Genomic DNA, 18,118 nt, shown 5'->3' with positions numbered 1-18,118 from the left:
GATAAGGTTAAAAAATAGCTGCTATTTTTGATTCTTCTGATTTCGCTCATTTATTGAGCCAGATCAGAAGTTTTCCTTGCTGCCTTGTGCCAGCAGTTTCATCATCGGTTTTTCGCCCCACAGGTAAAACATCACCGGTGTAAGCAAAGTGTCCAGTAGCGTGGAGCTCACCAGCCCGCCGAAAATCACCACCGCCACCGGATGCAGAATCTCCTTGCCCGGATCGCCGCCGGACAGCATCAGCGGAATCAGGGCGAAGGCTGCCACCAGCGCGGTCATCAACACCGGCGTCAGGCGTTCCAGACTGCCGCGGATGATCATTTTCTTGCCGAATACCTCGCCTTCGTGCGCCACCAGGTTGATGTAATGACTGATCTTCAGGATGCCGTTGCGCGTGCTGATGCCGGCCAGGGTGATGAAGCCGATCAGGCTTGCCACCGACAGCGCGCCGCCGGAGAGCCAGAGCGCAATGACGCTGCCCACCAATGCCAGCGGAATATTGCCCATGATCATCAGCGACAGCACGGTGGATTTGTAGCGGCTGTACAAGACCAGGAAGATCATGGCCAATGACACCAGCGACAGCCCCGAAATCAGTTGGCTGGCTTCTTCCTGCGCCTGGAACTGGCCTTCCAGCTTGGTGAAATAGCCTTCCGGCAGCGGATATTTCGCGAGCTCGGCGCGGATGTCGCGGATGATCTGCGCCATGTCGGTGCCGTCACTGTTGCCCATCAGCACCATGCGGCGGCGGCTGTTTTCGCGCAGGATCTGGTTGGGGCCATCGCTGTCCTCGATTTCCGCGATGAGGCGCAGCGGGATGCGTCCGCTCGGCGTTTCCACCAAGAGCTTGCTCAAGCCTTGCGCGCTGCGGTCGGTATCTGCAAGGCGGATCACCACATCGAAGCGGCGGTTGCCTTCGATCACCTGCGCCGCGGTGGCGCCGTTGGAAAGCGTCTCCAGGGCGGTGTTGATGGCCGCCGGGGTGACGCCATACTGCCCGGCCTTGGCGTAATCGACACGGATTTGCAGTTGCGGGATGCGCACCTGTTTTTCCAGTTGCAAATCCACCAGGCCGGGGATGTTGGCGAGCCGGGTTTGCAACTCCGCCGCCAGGCCGCGCAGCGTGTCCACGTCGTCGCCGAAAATTTTCAGCACGATCTGCGCGCGTACTCCGGACAGCATGTGGTCGAGCCGGTGCGAAATGGGCTGGCCGGTGTTGACCGAGGCGGGAAGCGGTGCGAGGCGGTCGCGAATATCCTGCAAAACGGCCTCGCGGGAGCGGGCGGATTTTTTCAGGTCCGCGTCGATCTCGCTGTAATGCACGCCTTCCGCATGCTCGTCCAGCTCGGCGCGGCCGGTGCGCCGCCCCACCTGGGTCACTTCCGGCACTTGCAGTATCAGCTGTTCCGCCAGGGTGCCGATGCGGTTGGCTTCCGGCAAGGAGGTGCCCGGATTCATGACGGCCGTGATGGTGAGCGTGCCTTCGTTAAACGCAGGCAGGAAGGAACGGGCGAAGAACGGCACGGCGGCTGCCGCGAGCGCCACTGCGAGCAACCCTCCGCCGAGCACCAGCTTGCTGTGGTCAAACGACCATTGCAGCAGGCCCGTATCCCACTGCTTGAGCTTTTTGACGACCGGGCTGTCGTCGTGCTCCAGGCGCTTCATTTTCGGCAGCAGGTAATAGCACAGCACCGGCGTCAACGTTACCGACACCAGCATGCTGGCGAGGATGGACACGATGTAGGCGACACCCAGCGGCGCGAACAGCTTGCCCTCGATGCCGGAAAGGACGAACAGCGGCACGAACACCAGCACGATGATGAGGGTGGCATAGACGATGGCGGAACGCACTTCCAGCGTGGCGGCGGCGATGACTTCCAGCACGGATGTCTTGCCGCCTTCCGCCCGATTCTGCTTCAAACGCCGAAATACGTTCTCCACCCCCACCACCGCATCGTCCACCAGTTCGCCGATGGCAATCGCCAGCCCCCCCAGCGTCATGGTGTTGATCGACAGCCCGAAGTATTTGAACACCAGCACTGTGATCAGGATGGAGACGGGAATCGCGGTGAGCGAAATGAAGGTGGTTCGGAAATTGAGCAGAAACAGGAACAGCACCACCGCCACCATGATGGCGCCGTCGCGCAAGGCCTCTTCCACGTTGCTCACCGAGCTTTCGATGAAATTCGCCTGCTTGAACAGAATATCTTTCGCCGCGATCCCGGCGGGCATGTTCTTGTTCAGCTCCGCGAGCGCCGCCTCGATTTCGCGCGTGAGTTTTACCGTGTCCGCTCCAGGCTGCTTCTGCACCGACAGGATCACCGCGGGCTTGCCCATGAAGCTCGCGTCGCCGCGCTTCAGGCGGGCAGCGAAGTCCACCTTGGCGACTTGCTTGAGCAGAATCGGTGTCCCTTCACGGTAGTCGATCACCAGGTCCTGCAAATTTTCCAGTTTGGTGGTGCGCCCGATATTGCGGATCAAATATTCTTGCGCCTGGGACTCCAGGAAACCGCCGCTGGTGTTGGTAGCGAAATTCGCCAGCGCCTTTTCCATTTGTTCCAGGGTGATACCCAGGCGGTCGAGGTTGACCGGATCGGGCGTCACCCGGTATTGCTTCACCTCGCCGCCGATGGGAATCACCTGCGATACGCCCGTGATCGTGAGCAGCCGCGGACGCACCACCCAGTCCGCCAGTTCGCGCACCTGCATCGGGCTCGCCTTGTCGGGGTCGGCGGTCATCGCGATCAACATGATCTCGCCCATGATGGAACTGATCGGCCCCATCTGTGGCGTGATGCCGGCGGGAATTTGCTCTTTCACCAGGGAGAGGCGCTCCGCGATCTGCTGGCGGTTGCGGTAAATGTCGGTGCCCCAGTCGAACTCCACGTATACGATGGAAAGACCGATGCCGGAAACCGAGCGTACCCGCGTCACCCCCGGTATGCCGTTCATCGCCGTCTCGACGGGGAAACTGATGAGTTGCTCCACTTCCTCCGGCGCCATGCCTGCGGCCTCGGTCATCAGCGTCACGGTGGGTTTGTTGAGGTCTGGAAACACGTCCACCGGCAGTTGCTTCAGGGTGAGCATGCCGTACACCAGCAGCAGGAGCGACGCCGCGACGACAAACAGGCGCTGGCTCAGGCTGGATTGAATGATTGCTTTAAACATGTCTGCCCCTAGCGTATCTGTGTCAGCAATGCCGCGCCCTGCGTCACCACCCGGTCGCCATCCTGCAGCCCCTCCAGCACCGCGATCGTATTGGCGTCCACCGCTTGCACTTTCACCTTTTTCGGCACGAAGCGTTCGGCTGAGGCATGCACCCACACGATCGTTTCCCCGCTGCTGTTTTTCATGACGCTGCCTTGCGGCACGGGGATGCCGCGGATGGCTTGCCTGGTTTGCACAAACACCTTAACCGGTTGGCCCACACTTAATATTGGTAGAGGTGGTTTGACAGCGAACTGCATGGGCAGCGCCTGTTCGCGCAGTTGATAGCTTTGGCCGATGAACGCCAGCGTCAGCGGCTGATTGCCCGCGGTCATGCCGGCGGCGCCCGCCACTTGGCCGGACAGCGCGGTATCGTAGGCGATGGCTTCCACCCAGAGCCTGGCCGGGTCGACGATTTCAAACAATACTTCGCGCGCTTCCACCACTTGGCCCGCGACCACACCGGCCTGGCTGATCACGCCGGAAACCGGCGCACGCAGGGCTTCGCGCTGGAACAAACTGTCCGCCACCGCCGCACGGCGCGCCCTGAGGCTTGCCGCTTCGGCCCGCGCCGCGTCGATTTCCTTTTGCGGCAGGCTGCCCACCAGTTGCTCCAAGCGCTTTGCGCGCCGTTCGGCAAGCCCCAGATTGCTCGCCAGTTCGGCCAGTTGCGCCTGCTGATTACCCTTCTCGATGCTGCTGGCGGCGGGTTCGATGTAAGCCAGGATTTGCCCCTTGCTCACCTTCATGCCCATGGCGGGAAAGCCCCCGCCGGGCGCGGCAATCCGCCCGGATTGGCTGGACTGCACGCGCCCGCTGAAATTCGGGTCGACACTGATATGGCCGTTGAGCTCCACCGTTTTGGCGATGTCGCGCGGCTCGCCCAGCACGGTGCGGATGCCGAGCAGCCGCTGCACGGGCTTGGGCGCGAAAATGCTGCCGTCCGGCAGCCGCACGGGAGCAGCACCTGCGGCAGGGTTGCCGCTGTTTGCCGGGCCTGCTGGCACCCCACTCACCACCGGGGTTTTGGGTTTCTCGCTATGATCCTCGTCGCCGTGGGCGAAGCCGGGATTGCTGTGTCCGCCGAGCAGGAAAGCCGCAAACACGGGCAACACCAGGGCTGCTGCACCCTTGCGGCGGCGCATGCGTTTGAACAGCACAAGCAGCGCGATGACCCCTGCGATGCCGACCGCCGCCCATTTTCCGTAGGCAAGCCAGGAACGCCCGTCGGTTTCCGGCTTCAAGTCGGATACTAGCAAGGTGCCTATCAGCAAATCCTGCAGGCCGTTTGCTTCCACGCTCACCACAATTTCATGCTTGCCGGGCTGCTTCAGCCAATCCGCAGCGGCTGTGTAACTGCCGTCCTTTGTAGCCAGCATCTGAAGCTTGCGCCCATTGCTTTCCAGTTCGATTTTCGCGTTGAGAATAGGCTCGTTGGTGGCGTAACGGTCGGCATAGAGGGTGAGTTTGCCGTCACCGAGTATGCCCAACAGCTCCACGTCCGGCGATTTCAATTCCAGCCGCTCCCCGCTTGTGGCAGTTGCGGCAACCGGCACGCTCACCTCGGGGCCGTGGCTGTGGTCATCGCCGCCGCCGGCAAAGGCGAACAGCGGCACAAGTGAAAACAGCAACGCCAGCGCCCATGCCCTAAAATTAGGCAGTAAATTGAATAGGTTCACGGTAAGACTCCTTGGGCTTGATTGAGGCGGGCGCGGGACAGCGCCTGCGCGATTTCTTGTTGGTTGTAAGCCTGCTCCGCCTCAAAGGCTGCCGTTCTGGCGCGTAACAAGGTGAACAGGCCGGATTCGCCGAGGCTGAATGATTTCTGGATCAGATCGAGGTTTTCCCCTGAGGCAGTGCGTTGCTGCCGCGTCAGATCCAGTAATTGATCGGCGGCTTGCAAGGCCTGATCGGCTTGCTGTCGCTGGTATTCCAGCGTAAGCCGGGTGCGGGTATATTCGCTTTGCGCGCTGGTGAGGGCGGTTTGGGCGGCGCTCGTGAGCGGCAGGTTGCGTGCATCGGTAGCCAAAGGCAAGCGCAACGCGAGCGCCACGGTGCTGGCGTAGGGATCGTTCAGGTTGCCGCGCGCCCGGCGCGTGCTGAGTTCAAGCTCCGGATTGTCGCGGCGCGATTGGCTGGCCACACGCACCTGCGCCTGCGCAACCTCGATCGCTAGTCGCGCTTCTTCCATTAAGGGATGGTCGTCCGACAACGGCTTCGATTGCGCGCTTTCTGCGCTGTCGTCCGGTAATACGGTGGTGCCGGTGAGCGTGGCATAGGCTTGCTGTGCCTGGAGCAGCCGGTTGCGGTTTTGCAAAACGGCGGCCTGGGCGGTGCGCCATTCATTTTGCGCCAGATTCAAATCGGTCTTGGCTAACTCCCCTGCCCGTACCCGCTTGGCGACATCCTCCGCGAGCTTTTTCGCGGTAAGTGTGCGCGCTTCATCGAGCCGGATTTGCGCCTCCACCTGGCGCACCTGCCAAATGGCTTCGCGCAGTTCCCCGGCCAGTCTCAAACGCAGTGCAAGGATGTTGGCTTCCAGGCCGCCCCGGCCGGCTTTAGCCTGGCGTTGCCGCGCGTCGCGCTGGCCAGGCAGCCAGATGGGCAAAGCAATACCGGCCTCCCACTCGCGCACGCCAGCATTGCTGTTCAACTGGTCGTTGCGGTGGCCCAGGATGACGACGGGGGCACCGGGCACCAGGCTGTTCGCAGCGACGCCTTGGGCAATACTTTCCGCGCGCTTGGCCTCCAGCGTTTGCGCTTGGGGGTTCTTTTCCCAGGCTTGATCCAGCGCTGTGCGCAGACTGGCAGCGTAAACGGGTTGTATGAGCAGCAAGCCAACAAAAATCAACAGGGTGTGACGCATGATGTCCTCGAATGTTCAGGTTAAGTCGTAAGGGAACCCGGAAGCCTGGCGAATGTAGCCCCACAGTTGTCGTCATGGTTGCCCTCGTTCACCAATACGGCACCCAGGCGACGCTCGTTTGACTGCATCCTGCAAGGTCGCGCCCAACATGAATCTGACAAGTGGATTACAAATCTGTAATGCGCGCATCCACAAGGCGCGAGCTGTGGCAGGATGCTTCCATCCAGCCCGGTATTCCAGCCATGAAAATCCTGATCGTTGAAGACGAACCCAAAACAGGGGACTACCTGAAGCAAGGTCTTACCGAGGCCGGTTTCGTCACGGATCTGGCGCGCGATGGCTGGGACGGGCTGGAACTCGCCAAGGCGGGCCACTACGACCTGATGATTCTGGATGTGATGTTGCCGGGGCTGAATGGCTGGCAGGTGCTCGAAGGCGTGCGCCGGGCTGGACTCGACATGCCGGTGCTGTTTCTCACCGCGCGCGATCAGGTGGAAGACCGCGTCAAGGGGCTGGAATTGGGGGCCGACGATTACCTGGTGAAACCCTTCGCCTTTGCAGAACTGCTGGCCCGGGTGCGCAGCCTGGTGCGCCGCGGGCATGCCGGTCTGGAACCCGCCGTCCTCAAGGCGGCCGACCTGGAGCTGGACCTGCTGCGGCGAAGGGCCATGCGGGCGGGCCGCAAGATCGAACTGACGGCCAAGGAGTTCACTCTGCTGGAACTGTTTCTGCGCCGCAAGGGAGAAGTACTGCCCCGCAGCCTGATCGCCTCGCAGGTCTGGGACATGAATTTCGACTCCGATACCAACGTCATCGATGTGGCGGTGCGCCGGCTGCGGCTCAAGATCGACGAGGGCTTTGAGTCCAAGCTCATCCACACCGTGCGGGGGATGGGTTACGTGCTGGAAACCCTCCCGGAAAACGCGAAACCATGAAACCCCTGTCACTGACAGCCCGGATCAGCCTGCTTTTCGCGGTGGCCGCATCCCTGGTCCTGCTGACGACGGGCTATTTTCTGACGCAAGTGGTGGAGACTCATTTTGAGCAGGAGGATCGGTTCGAACTCAATGGCAAGCTGGAGCTCATCCAGAGCCTGTTCAGGCATGCCTCAAGCAGTCAAGAGCTGGACCATCTGCCCCAGCAACTGGACAACGCCCTAGTTGGGCATCATGGGCTCGCCGTCGTCGTGACGGAGGCAACGGGGAATATCTGGTTCGCCACGTCGGGCGCGGATTTCCCACGCACGCTGCTGCAAGCCTGCCAAACCAAACCAGCAGCGTGTAAGTACGGGACCTTGCATCAGTGGAAGCAAAACGGCGTAAGCCACCGGGGCATGGCCGTATCGATCACCGCAGGCAGTGGCAAGCCATACACCGTAGCTGTGGCGCAGGACATCAAGCACCACGAGCTTTTCATGGACACGTTCCGCTCGGTGCTGGGAATCGCCATCGCTTTGGCCGCCCTGGCCACCGCCGGCCTGGGCTGGATGGCCACCCGCTGGGGCCTCTCCCCCTTGCGTCAGGTCACCCACATGGTGGCCGGCATGTCCGCCGAACACCTGGCAGACCGCCTGCCGGCGACCGGCCTGCCGACGGAACTCAAGCCTCTCGCCGATGCCTTCAACGCCATGCTGGCCCGCCTGGACGATTCCTTCCGGCGGCTCTCCGAGTTCTCTTCCGACATTGCGCACGAACTGCGCACCCCCATTTCCAACCTCATGACCCAGACCCAGGTCGCGCTTTCCAGCGCGCGCGACAAGAACGAATACAAGGAAGTGCTCTACTCGAGCCTGGAAGAATATGAGCGCATGGCCCAGATGGTTGGCGACATGCTCTACCTTGCCCAGGCCGACAACTGCCTGCTCAAGCCGGGCGTGGAAAAAGTCAATCTGGCCAATGAAATACAGGATTTGTTTGATTACTTTGAAGCCTGGGCGGAAGAGCGCGCCGTTACGCTGGCCCAGACGGGATCGGCTACCGTATCCGGCGACCGGCTGATGTTGCGGCGCGCGCTCAGCAACCTCATATCGAACGCCATCCGGCACACGCCGAGAGGCCAAATCGTGCAGGTATCCCTGGCCGGGCCAGGGGATAAAGCCACCGTTTCTGTCGAGAACCCGGGCAGGGAAATCCCGGCAGAACACCTCCCCCGACTGTTCGACCGTTTCTACCGTATCGACCCCTCGCGTCAACGCCAGGGCGATGGCGCGGGACTCGGGCTTGCCATCGTCAAGTCCATCGTTGACGCGCATGGCGGCATAATTGCCGTGACGTCCGATGAGCAGAAAACGCGCTTCCAACTCACATTGCCTGCGTTGGCGGAATGATGTGAACGCCCGCATATGACCGCCCTCCTGGACGCGGCGATCAAGCCGTGTAGTGCTTTGTAAATAGCGGATATGGGTCGCGTGCGGCTTTTTGTATCGGGCAAGGTGCGACAACGAGCCATCGTCGCTCTATAGCGAGGCGGCGCAACGCTGCCAGGTGCAAAAAAACGCCGCGAACAAGTCCGAATATTTGCGACGCACTACACCGGGGGCTTGCGTATCCGTTGCGGCGCACCCTGGGCACAGTGCCCCAGCGCAATCACCAGCGCGGGCGTTTCGCCTGGCGGAACGGCCAGGACAGAAGCGAGATTTTCCGCGTCGAATCCCCCGATCGGACAACTGCCGAGCCCCAGGTGTGCCGCCTGCAACAGCATGTGCGCTGCGGCAAAATTGCACTGGCCCTGCGCCCAGTTCCCCACCGATTCGGCACAGTAGAACGCGCGATAAGCTTCATCGATCGGTGCCAGGTCCTGGCCGCGCGCTTCCGCCTCCAAACGCGCGCGCACGTAATCCGAATCCGGATCGAGTGCCGCGACCAGCGCCACGATCACGATGAATGCGGCAGCCGTCGCCGCGGTCGGCTGGTCGTAACAAGCTCGCGCCACAGCTGCCCGGCCCGCTTCATCCTGAACGGTGATGAAACGCCACGGCTCCAGGCCAAAGGCCGAAGGCGCCAGCCGGCCCGCTTCCAGCAGCAAGGCCAGCGTGTTTGCAGAGACGGCTTGCCCCACAACAAACTGGTGGCAGGCATAGCGTTGTTGAATTGCGTCGAGCAGGGCAGTCATCTGGGGGCGCCTTGGATGAGCGACCCTTCCACCATAGTGCATCACCCCGGATTGCGTCGCTCAAGCCGGCAGCAACGAAAGCCATGCCCCAACCGGGGCGTCTTTACACCAACAGGCCCTGGCGCGCGAACAGCCACAGCTGCTGCCACGTCAGTTCCTTTACCCGCTGCAGCTGCACCTCCAGCCCGGATTGCGCCAGCGTGGCCTGCATGGTTGCCGCGAGTTCATCGACTGTTTGGCTGCCATCCATCGCACTCAACAGCATGCGTCCGGCCGGGTCCAGGTCCATTGCCACATGGCGCTCGCCGCTCACCACCCAGCCCGGCGAACGCGCCTGCTGTTGCGCCAGGGCATTCGCGCACGGACGCTCGCCCGGCTCGGCGGCAAATGACCCGGCCCAAACGGTCGGCATCACGCCATGGGCCATCGTCAGCTGAAACAGCGCTTGGCGGAACACGGCTTCATCCATCTGCGCGCCGGCTTCGTGTTCGGCCAGCACTTCGCGGGCGGCAGACAGCAGCGCCGCGTAGTCGAGTGCGCCGGGATAGGCGGCCGACAAGGCCATGGCCGCCGCTTTCATTGCCGGCTGCGCAATCGGAAAGGTATTGCCCGCCGGGTTGACGAAACCCTGTTCGGTGGCGGCCTCCAGATCGATTTCTTCGTCGCTGCGCAAGTCAGCATGGAACGACAGCCCGCTCAAGGCCTCGGCCTGCGGCGGCTGGGCGCAGGGGGCGTCGTCGCACGCAATCAGCGCGCGACGAAAGCGGATGGCGAACGCATCGTCGAGCGCGGCTTCGGCGTCCAGCCAGCGCCCGGCCATGCCCTCGGGCATCAGGCCCCAGGCGTTTTCGAGTTCGACCACGGCGCGGCGCGGACCGGCCTCGCCAACATAGCGCAGGCCATGCGTATCGAGTTGGGCGGCGAATTCGGCAAACGCCATCGGCGCATTGAGATCGGCGAGGTATTCGTGGAACAGGTAGGACGGCGCAGCCGACTTGAGATAGGCGATTTCCTTCAGCAAGACCGGATCGCGCCATTCGGCTTGCAGTTCGTCCAGCACGCGCAGCGCCTGTTGAAAACGCGCGGGCGCCGGAAGGTTGGCCGCGGTGCGCTCGATCAGCGCGGTGCGCAGCGGCTGCAGGGCTTGCCAGCCGGCCGCGACGTTGAAGCTGATGTAGGCAATCCCCTGCGGTGAAAGATGACGGCGACAGACATCGAGCAGCGCCTGCCGCACCGACGGCGGCACCCAGGAATACACACCGTGCGCGATGATGTAATCGAATTCGCCCAGATCGCCCGGCAGCGCGGCGAGATCGCCATGCTGGATACGCACGTTGGGCAGCCCCAGCGCCTGGATGAAAGCGGCGCCCGTCTCGGCCTGCACGCGCGACAACTCCACCCCCACACAGTCTGACCCGGGCCAGCGCCACGCCAGCGGAATCAGGTTGCCGCCCTGCGCGCAGCCCAGTTCGAGGATGCGCGCGCGGGACGGATCGGGTGCGTCAAAGCCATGCAGCCTGGCAACCGCAGCCAGAAAATCCGGCTGGGTTTCGGGCAGCGGCAGGCTGTCGTAGGGGAGTTCGTCGTAGCTGGCGAGGGTATCCATGACGGCAATTGTCCCAGCGAATGGGAGGCCGTGGTTGTAAAGCCGACAAGTCGGCAGCCATCACGCACTGGCGCCGCCATGGCAGGGATTCGTGCAGTTGAAAATACCATGGCCCGTATTGCGCAGCACGCTGCGCAATACGGGCCATGGTATTGGGTGAATCGAAATCCCTCAGGCAAATCCAGAAGCACGAATCAGGACGGATTCACCACGGCTCGACGAGCCGCGCGATGACGAAAAAAACTAGTGTCCGCGCGTCCCCGGCTTGCCCGCAAACAAGGCGGCTGGCGGACGCGGCTTGCGCGGCTGGGCAGCGGTGCTCGGCGCGGCGGCGCGGCTGGCTGCGGGCTTGGCACTGCCTGCTGCGGAGCGGCCCTGCGGCGCACGGCCGGACGCGTTGCGATTGCCCGCGCCCTGCCCTTGACGCGGGCCACTACGGCCTTGCGGCGGACGCGGCGGACGCTCGTCGGACATCAGATCGGCCTTGGCCGGCGGAACGAAGCCGGGTTCGATTTCGACGCGCACGATCGCGCGCTTGATCAGCTTTTCGATGTCGCGCAGGTAGCTCATTTCCTCGTCATCCACCAGCGACAGCGCCGAGCCGGTGGTGCCGGCGCGGCCGGTGCGGCCGATGCGGTGGACGTAGTCTTCCGGCACGTTGGGCAGTTCGAAGTTCACCACCTGCGGCAACTGGTCGATGTCGATGCCGCGGGCGGCGATGTCGGTCGCCACCAGCACGCGCACGCTGCCGTCCTTGAAGCTCGCCAGCGCCTTGGTGCGCGCCGACTGGCTCTTGTTGCCGTGGATCGCGGCGGCGCCGATGCCGTCCTTCACCAGCTTCTCGGCGAGCTTGTTGGCGCCGTGCTTGGTGCGGGTGAACACCAGCACCTGCTGCCAGTCATGGTGCTTGATCAGGTGCGCCAGCAAATCGCGCTTGTGCGCCTGCGGCACCCGGTGCATCGACTGCTCGATGATCTCCACCGTGGTGTTGCGACGCGCGACTTCGACGCTCTTCGGGTTGTTCAGCAGGCCGTTGGCCAGGGTGCGGATCTCGTCGGAGAAAGTCGCCGAGAACAGCAGGGTCTGGCGCTGCTTGGGCAGCACGGCGAGCACTTTCTTGATGTCGCGGATGAAGCCCATATCAAGCATGCGGTCGGCTTCGTCGAGCACCAGGATTTCGACGCCGGACAGGTCCACCGTCTTCTGCCCCATGTGATCGAGCAGACGGCCCGGCGTCGACACCAGGATGTCGACGCGCGACTTCAGCGCCTTGAACTGCGGGTTGATGTTGACGCCGCCGAACATCACCATCGAGGTGAGCGACAGGTATTTGCCGTAGGTTTTGACCGATTCCTCGACCTGCGCGGCGAGTTCGCGCGTCGGCACCAGAATCAGGCAGCGCGGACGGCCCGGCTTGGAGGCCTGCACTGCGCGCGTCGACAGTTGATGCAGGATCGGCAGCGTGAAGCCGGCGGTCTTGCCGGTGCCGGTCTGCGCGGCGGCGAGCAGATCGCCGCCCGCCAGCACCTGCGGAATTGCCTGTGCCTGAATCGGGGTGGGCGTGGTGTAGCCGGCATCGGCAATCGCACGCATGATGGGTTCGGCCAGGCCAAGCTCGTTAAAGCCTGGGCCGGCAAGGGTTGTTTCAGTAGTCATGTAGGTTTTCCTGCGACGGCCTGTTGCGCTTGTGGCAACACCAATCGAGGCAGACGAATAGGGGATCGTGAGATCGGGGTAAGAGAACCGCGCATCGATTGGCAGGATGCGGGAGGCCGCACTATACCGGCGATGCTCCGGGGCGGCAACGCTTTTCTCTGCGACACAGGCTCAAGCGAAGTCAGGCGAGCCCCCCCGTCCATGTCCGAGCGGGCGGCCCGCACGCCGCCGCCTGACCATGCCGCCTAAATGAACAGGCAGATGTCCGTTTCGCCCGCAAACTCGAAAAACGTCGCCGCGCCGCCGTACTCGATACCATCCATGAACTCGCGCTGGTCGAAGCCGAACAGCTCGACCGTCATCTGGCAGCCGATCATCTTCACATCGGCCTCGACGCATAGTTCGCGCAGCTCGGGAATCGAAGCCACACCGTTGTTGGCAATCGTCTGTTTCATCAGCGAGGTGGCAAGATTTTCATACCCCGGCACCAGCGACTGCAACGCATTCGGGATATTCCAGTTGATCCCCTTGAACCAGCGAGGGCCGAACGGCATTTTCATCGGCATGCCGGGGTTGCCCAGCGGGCTAACCTTGAGCCCGGACAAATCCTTTTTCAGCAGTTGCAGGCCGTAGAAGGTGAAAAACATCTGCACCTCGTAACCCAGCGCGGCGGCGGTGGAGGCGAGGATGAAGGGCGGATAAGCCCAGTCCAGCGTGCCTTTGGTGGCGATGATCGCCATTTTCTTGGTTTCCATGATGTCCCTCCTGTTCCTTGGGTGGATGACGACTCAATGCTTGCGCATCAGGAAGATGAACTGCCCCCCGTTTTCGGCGGTGGACAACAGTTCGTTGCCGGTCTGCTTGGCAAACGCCTGCATGTCCTTGACCGAGCCAGGGTCGGTGGAACTCACTTTCAAAATCTGCCCGCTTTCCAGTTCACCCAGGGATTTTTTGGTGCGCAAAATAGGCAACGGACAGTTGAGGCCGCGTGCATCCAGTTCTTTATCGAAGTTCATGCTGATCTCCTAAAAAACGGCTGATTCTTTTACGCGCCCAGCCGTGTATTGCGCGTTTGTCGTATGTCAGCGATCAATCCGTCCACGTCCGGCCGGCAAACATGGCGTCTACCGGGGTATGGAACAGGTGGTTGGCGTAATTGCTCAGGGTTTTCACTGCAATCGCCAATACGACTTCCAGAATCTGGCGTTCGCTGTAACCCGCGGCGAGGAAGGCGCTCACGTCAGTCTTGCCGGGCAGTCCACGCTTCGTCACCATGGCGCGGGTGAAGTCATGCAGGGCGGCCAGCCTGGCATCCGGGATCGGCCGGCCATCGCGGATGGCATTGGTAACGGCGTCAGCAACACCGGACATCTTGTCGGCGATGAAACTGTGCGCAGCGACACAATAGGTGCAACCGTTTTCGCGGCTGACCGCCAGCAGCACCACCTCCTGCTCGGCCGGCGTAAAGCCGGACAAGGCCCGAAATCGCTCATAGCCATGCACATAGGTATCGAGCAGCCCGGGCGAGTTGGCCATCACGCCATACATGTTGGGTACGAAGCCAAAACCGGCCTGCGCAGCACGCATCCGGTCGGCGGCGATCATGTCGGCATTGGCTTCGGTGAGGGGTGGGAGGGACAGTTTGTATTCCGCTTGCATCATGACTCCTTGATTAGTGGACCTGACGGTCCATTATTGGTCGAACAAAAGGTCGAATCCTTACTGCAACGCCTTCAAAGTCAGTTCGATGATCCCTTTAAGGCTCTCTTCGCCTGCACCGGCCTTGATCATCGTCTTCAGGCCGCTCATGCTGCTGACCAGATACGTGGCCAGCATTACTGCATTGCGCTCCGGCGGGATATCGCCTTCTTGCTGGGCACGCTCGACCGCAGCCAGCAATACGCCATGAAAGCGGTTCAGGCCATGCGACACCGCCTCGGCAATCTGTGGGTTGCGGCGGGCGAATTCGTTGGCGGTATTCAATACCAGGCATCCACGCACCTCGCACACCCCGCGCGCCTCATCCAGTACGCCCTCCAGAAACTGCCGGACAAATCCCAGTCCGCTGGGTGAAGCCAGCAAGGCATCACGCAGGGCCCCGATCATGTAATCGCCGTAACGCGCCATGCAGCGCTCGAACAAGGCCTGCTTGCCGCCAAACGCCTGGTACAGGCTGCTCTTGGATATCTGCATGGCTTCGAGCAGATCCTGCATCGAAGTATTTTCATAGCCATTGCGCCAGAAAACCTGCATCGCCGCATCGAGCGCGGCGTCAGGATCGAATTCGAGCGGTCGACCAGGAGATGGCTTCATATTTTTATATATGAACCGGTTGGTTCACAATGTCAACCGCAAAGGCTCAATCCTTTGCTCCTGAACATGATCTATTTCCAAGTACCAGTCCGAATACGACGCTCCGCGCCCCTGGGGTATTGATGCCAGGCAAACCTCTGTAGCTGCGTCCGCTATTGGATCGCGGCTGCCCTGGCAGGCGGAATCAGCCAGGCAAGCATCAGTGTGGTTATGGCAAGACGTGACATACGTTTCTCTCCTGTTTTGACAATCCAATTGGTCGATTCAACAACCCGATCCTGACAACCACCCCATCAACATTTTTCAAACCGGGAATCCATGGGGTGCCGGGTATGGCGCGTGTAAGGAAACAAACAGAAAACCGACTCTATTATTATGTACCGTCTGGTTCATTATTCTGCATAGTTTTATTTCGACAGTCACACGATCAGGAGACAGCATTGAGCGACACGACCAGCGAAAGTCCGGAAACATGGCTCGAACAGCATGGCAGCGCGCTGTATCGCTTTGCAATGCTGCGCCTGCGCGACGCCAACAAGGCGGAGGAAGTGGTACAGGACACGCTGGTCGCCGCCCTGCAGGCGCACGCGCGATTCAACGGCGGGGCGTCGGTGCGGACCTGGCTCATCGGCATCCTCAAGCACAAGATCATGGATCAGTTTCGTCACGAAGCACGCGAAGCGCCCCTGGAATCTCCCGATCTTGTATCAGCCGACAACGACTTGTTTGCCGATGAGGATTTCTTCGACGCCAACGGCAGTTGGCGTGAAAAAGTCTCCGATTGGGGCAATCCTGAAGATTCGCTGGCGCGCAGTCAGTTGATCGCCATCCTGCAACGCTGCCTGGATGCGCTTCCCGAACGCCTCGGGAGATTGTTCATGCTGCGCGAGGTCATGGAGGAGTCCACCGAAACCATCTGTCAGGAAATGGAAATCTCGCCGACGAACGTGTGGACGATGCTGTATCGGGCCCGCATGGGGCTCCGGCAGTGTCTCGACCAGAACGGAGCCGGGCGCGCCCGGAACTAATGCGATGTTGACATGCAAGGACGCAAGCCACCTGGTCTCGCAAGGCCAGGATCGACCTTTGAGTTTTCGCGAACGCTGGGGACTGCGCATCCACCTGTGGATGTGCGTCAACTGCCGACGTTTCGAACGCCAGATTGCACTGATGCGGCGCTTGCTGCGTCTGTCAGACCGGCGTGCCGAAGCCAAAGCCACGGACCAGGCGCTTTCGGCCGAGGCGCGTGAGCGCATCAACCGGGCGCTTGCCGAACAGCAGCGTCAACACAGCAAGCCATCCGCCTGATCGGGAATATCGCCGTAAACGCACCGCGGCCACGCTTTTGAAACCGGCTGCACGGGCAAACCACTGACTCAAACTTTAGGAGAACCATCATGAACTCAAGCAAAATCACCCTCACCCTCGCATTGACCGCCGCCATCGGCGCAGCCGGCATCGCTCACGCTGCCGGCAACCCGTTTGCCCTGAACGCGCTCTCGCAAGGCTACATGGTCGCCGCCGCCGACAAGGCCCAGGACGGCAAGTGCGGCGCCAGTAAGAATGCCAAGGTCCAAGATGGACAATGTGGCGGTGCCAAAGATGCCAAGGCCAAGGACACCAAGGCCAAGGATGGCAAGTGCGGCGAAGGCAAATGCGGCGCCACTAAAAAGGACGCCATGGCCAAGGATGGCAATAAGTAAGTGATGACCATGGCCTGGAGTTAATGCTTCAGGCCATTTTTCACTCCGCTTCCCCTTCAACCATTAGGCTTTCACCATGAATTCAATCATTCATCTTTATGCGGGGCTCACCGGTCTACTCAATCAGGCCGGCAGCTACCTTGGCCTGCTGGGCTTGCGATTGCTGCTGGCCTGGGAGTTCTGGGAATCCGGTGTCGAGAAATTCAACGGCGACAACTGGTTCGCGGATATTTATAGCGCCTTTCCCTTCCCGTTCAACCTGGTACCGGTTGACATCTCGTGGTTCATGTCCACCTGGTTCGAGCTGATCGGTGCCATTGCGCTGGTGATCGGTCTGGGCACCCGCTTCTTCAGCCTGTCGCTCATCATTCTGACGATCGTCGCCTGGGCCAGCGTGCACGCGGGCAACGGCTACAACGTGTGCGACAACGGGTTCAAGCTGCCGTTGATGTACCTGGTGATGTTCATGCCGCTATTACTGAGCGGGCCCGGCAAGCTAAGCCTGGACCACTGGCTGGCGCGCCGATTCATGGCGCACTGAAGTTTGCGACTCATGCCGCAAACCACTGCTGCTTGGTGCAGCCCACTGCGCGCGCAACAGACACGACCCCTGATCGTTCAAGGGTCGTGCTCCGGGTCGTCATCACCCTCAACGGTCAAGATTTCTACCAACCGCTTTTCAGCGACGGCTTACTGCGATGCACCGACGTCATACAAGATCGAGCCGTACAGATCGCCCTCCCCTTTCTCCAGGCCGGACGTGCCAACGACAAACCCCGTTTCGTCAATATCAGGGTTGGGGAAAGCACTGTTTGGCGCGCCAAAAACCTATAGGCGTGGCCGCGTGTCCGAGAGCGAGAGGCTGGTGCCAACATAGCCAGGACGCTCCATCTCATGCAAAACGCCGTCTTCCGTATCAGGGTCGATCCACTGATCGACAGCGAAGTCGAGCAGGCCGGCACACGCCGCCAGGCGTGGCCCGATCAGCGCGATGTCTACCGCGACCTGTGCTCTCTCAACGTTCCCGGATACCAGGCCGATCCGGTGCCGATGATCGGCCTCGGCCAGACCCGGGTGGGCCTGAACGTGAGGGCGGTAGGCTATCCAGGCGGCGCGCCTGCCGTCAGCGAAGGCAGGATCATCGGCCTGCACACCTGTGAATGCGACGGCGGCAAGGTGATCCAGACTTCGGCGCCATTCGACCGCGGCGCCAGCGGCGGCGGCCTGTTCGACCAGGAAGGCCGTCGGCATCCTCTCCTTCAAGTCGACAAACGGCGGCAATTTCCACTTCGCCCTGCCAGTGGGCTGGCTGCGGCACATGGCGGATCACCCGATCAAAGCCGTCGGCGACGGCAGCACTTTCTGGGAAAAACCCGGCACAGAAAGCAGCTACTTCCTTGCCGCCTGCGACCTCGGCGCGAACAAGCGCTGGCGTCCGCTGTCCCGTCTGGCCAGCGAATGGTGCACGCAGGAGCCCAACAATCCAGAAGCCTAGTTCTACTGTGTTATTAAACATTCATGACCTGATTTGCTGATCTCCCGCAGCATGGACATTGCAGCAAGCCTTTTGCGATGGCAGCTGCGAGGCGGAAGCGCAATGTGGGGATCGAATTCTGGACGTGGCGTTGCATCGGTCGTGGCCCCGCGCGGGCGGAA

Annotated in this window: 17 protein-coding genes and 1 pseudogene; 8 read left to right on the top strand and 10 right to left on the bottom strand. The window is 61.6% G+C overall.

Annotated features, from left to right (window positions below; genetic code table 11):
• Positions 1-63: 63 nt before the first annotated feature.
• Genes ABW22_RS12405 through ABW22_RS12395 form a run of 3 tightly spaced genes read right to left on the bottom strand, consistent with a single transcriptional unit; the run spans position 64 to position 6,073 of the window.
• Positions 64-3,168, bottom strand: a complete 3,105-nt coding sequence (locus tag ABW22_RS12405; RefSeq protein ID WP_059757129.1) for an efflux RND transporter permease subunit — start codon at positions 3,166-3,168, stop codon at positions 64-66.
• 8 nt (positions 3,169-3,176) lie between these two features.
• The gene (locus ABW22_RS12400; RefSeq protein ID WP_237763339.1) at positions 3,177-4,886 is read right to left on the bottom strand and encodes an efflux RND transporter periplasmic adaptor subunit; all 1,710 of its coding nucleotides are present in this window, start codon (positions 4,884-4,886) and stop codon (positions 3,177-3,179) included.
• Entirely contained in the window at positions 4,883-6,073 is a 1,191-nt protein-coding gene (locus ABW22_RS12395) for a TolC family protein (protein ID WP_059757127.1), read from the bottom strand. The genes ABW22_RS12400 and ABW22_RS12395 overlap by 4 nt, the downstream gene beginning before the upstream one ends.
• A gap of 242 nt (positions 6,074-6,315) precedes the next feature.
• Between ABW22_RS12395 and ABW22_RS12390 the strand changes: the two genes are divergently transcribed.
• Positions 6,316-7,008 carry a heavy metal response regulator transcription factor gene (locus tag ABW22_RS12390; RefSeq protein ID WP_059757668.1) on the top strand — a complete coding sequence of 231 codons (693 nt, stop codon included), beginning with the start codon at positions 6,316-6,318 and terminating at the stop codon, positions 7,006-7,008.
• Complete coding sequence (locus ABW22_RS12385; RefSeq protein ID WP_059757124.1) at positions 7,005-8,399, top strand: heavy metal sensor histidine kinase; 1,395 nt, start codon at positions 7,005-7,007, stop codon at positions 8,397-8,399. The genes ABW22_RS12390 and ABW22_RS12385 overlap by 4 nt, the downstream gene beginning before the upstream one ends.
• Before the next feature lie 200 nt (positions 8,400-8,599).
• Here ABW22_RS12385 and ABW22_RS12380 read toward each other — a convergent pair whose 3' ends face one another.
• The 7 genes from ABW22_RS12380 to ABW22_RS12350 all read right to left on the bottom strand — a co-directional run bounded on the left by ABW22_RS12380 (position 8,600) and on the right by ABW22_RS12350 (position 14,759).
• On the bottom strand, positions 8,600-9,184 hold the full coding sequence (locus ABW22_RS12380) for an NAD(P)H-dependent oxidoreductase (protein ID WP_082708801.1): 585 nt from the start codon (positions 9,182-9,184) through the stop codon (positions 8,600-8,602).
• A 103-nt stretch (positions 9,185-9,287) separates the two neighbouring features.
• Positions 9,288-10,790, bottom strand: coding sequence for a class I SAM-dependent methyltransferase (locus ABW22_RS12375; protein WP_059757117.1), 1,503 nt, complete (start codon positions 10,788-10,790; stop codon positions 9,288-9,290).
• A 243-nt stretch (positions 10,791-11,033) separates the two neighbouring features.
• A complete protein-coding gene (locus ABW22_RS12370; RefSeq protein ID WP_059757115.1) occupies positions 11,034-12,446 on the bottom strand; it encodes a DEAD/DEAH box helicase in 1,413 nt (470 codons plus the stop codon).
• A gap of 245 nt (positions 12,447-12,691) precedes the next feature.
• A complete protein-coding gene (gene dsrE2 / locus ABW22_RS12365) occupies positions 12,692-13,201 on the bottom strand; it encodes a sulfur carrier protein DsrE2 (RefSeq protein WP_059757113.1) in 510 nt (169 codons plus the stop codon).
• Positions 13,202-13,234: 33 nt separating this feature from the next.
• Positions 13,235-13,462 (bottom strand): sulfurtransferase TusA family protein, encoded by a 228-nt coding sequence (locus ABW22_RS12360; protein ID WP_059757110.1) that lies wholly within the window; start codon positions 13,460-13,462, stop codon positions 13,235-13,237.
• Between the two features lie 73 nt (positions 13,463-13,535).
• Positions 13,536-14,105 (bottom strand): carboxymuconolactone decarboxylase family protein, encoded by a 570-nt coding sequence (locus ABW22_RS12355; RefSeq protein ID WP_059757664.1) that lies wholly within the window; start codon positions 14,103-14,105, stop codon positions 13,536-13,538.
• Between the two features lie 60 nt (positions 14,106-14,165).
• Positions 14,166-14,759: a TetR/AcrR family transcriptional regulator gene (locus ABW22_RS12350; protein ID WP_059757108.1), complete on the bottom strand. Its 594-nt coding sequence runs from the start codon at positions 14,757-14,759 to the stop codon at positions 14,166-14,168.
• 440 nt (positions 14,760-15,199) lie between these two features.
• On the opposite strand from ABW22_RS12350, the gene ABW22_RS12345 reads away from it, so the two are divergent.
• The 6 genes and pseudogenes from ABW22_RS12345 (at position 15,200) to ABW22_RS18105 (ending at position 17,957) form a co-directional block, all read left to right on the top strand.
• The gene (locus ABW22_RS12345; protein WP_059757105.1) at positions 15,200-15,787 is read left to right on the top strand and encodes a sigma-70 family RNA polymerase sigma factor; all 588 of its coding nucleotides are present in this window, start codon (positions 15,200-15,202) and stop codon (positions 15,785-15,787) included.
• A 4-nt stretch (positions 15,788-15,791) separates the two neighbouring features.
• Entirely contained in the window at positions 15,792-16,067 is a 276-nt protein-coding gene (locus tag ABW22_RS12340; RefSeq protein ID WP_082708797.1) for a zf-HC2 domain-containing protein, read from the top strand.
• A gap of 89 nt (positions 16,068-16,156) precedes the next feature.
• Positions 16,157-16,462, top strand: a complete 306-nt coding sequence (locus tag ABW22_RS12335) for a hypothetical protein (RefSeq protein WP_059757098.1) — start codon at positions 16,157-16,159, stop codon at positions 16,460-16,462.
• Between the two features lie 76 nt (positions 16,463-16,538).
• A complete protein-coding gene (locus ABW22_RS12330; protein WP_059757097.1) occupies positions 16,539-17,003 on the top strand; it encodes a DoxX family protein in 465 nt (154 codons plus the stop codon).
• 353 nt (positions 17,004-17,356) lie between these two features.
• Positions 17,357-17,647, top strand: a pseudogene (locus ABW22_RS18440) (hypothetical protein); the annotation flags it as partial.
• Positions 17,648-17,780: 133 nt separating this feature from the next.
• A complete protein-coding gene (locus ABW22_RS18105) occupies positions 17,781-17,957 on the top strand; it encodes a hypothetical protein (RefSeq protein WP_237763337.1) in 177 nt (58 codons plus the stop codon).
• Positions 17,958-18,118 lie beyond the last annotated feature (161 nt).

Origin of the sequence: Thiobacillus denitrificans (genome assembly GCF_001530125.1) — a bacterium.
GTDB classification, from domain to species: Bacteria; Pseudomonadota; Gammaproteobacteria; order Burkholderiales; family Thiobacillaceae; genus Thiobacillus; species Thiobacillus denitrificans_C.
Note: the sequence above shows the minus strand (reverse complement) of the source record. Positions and strands in the feature narration are given on the sequence as shown.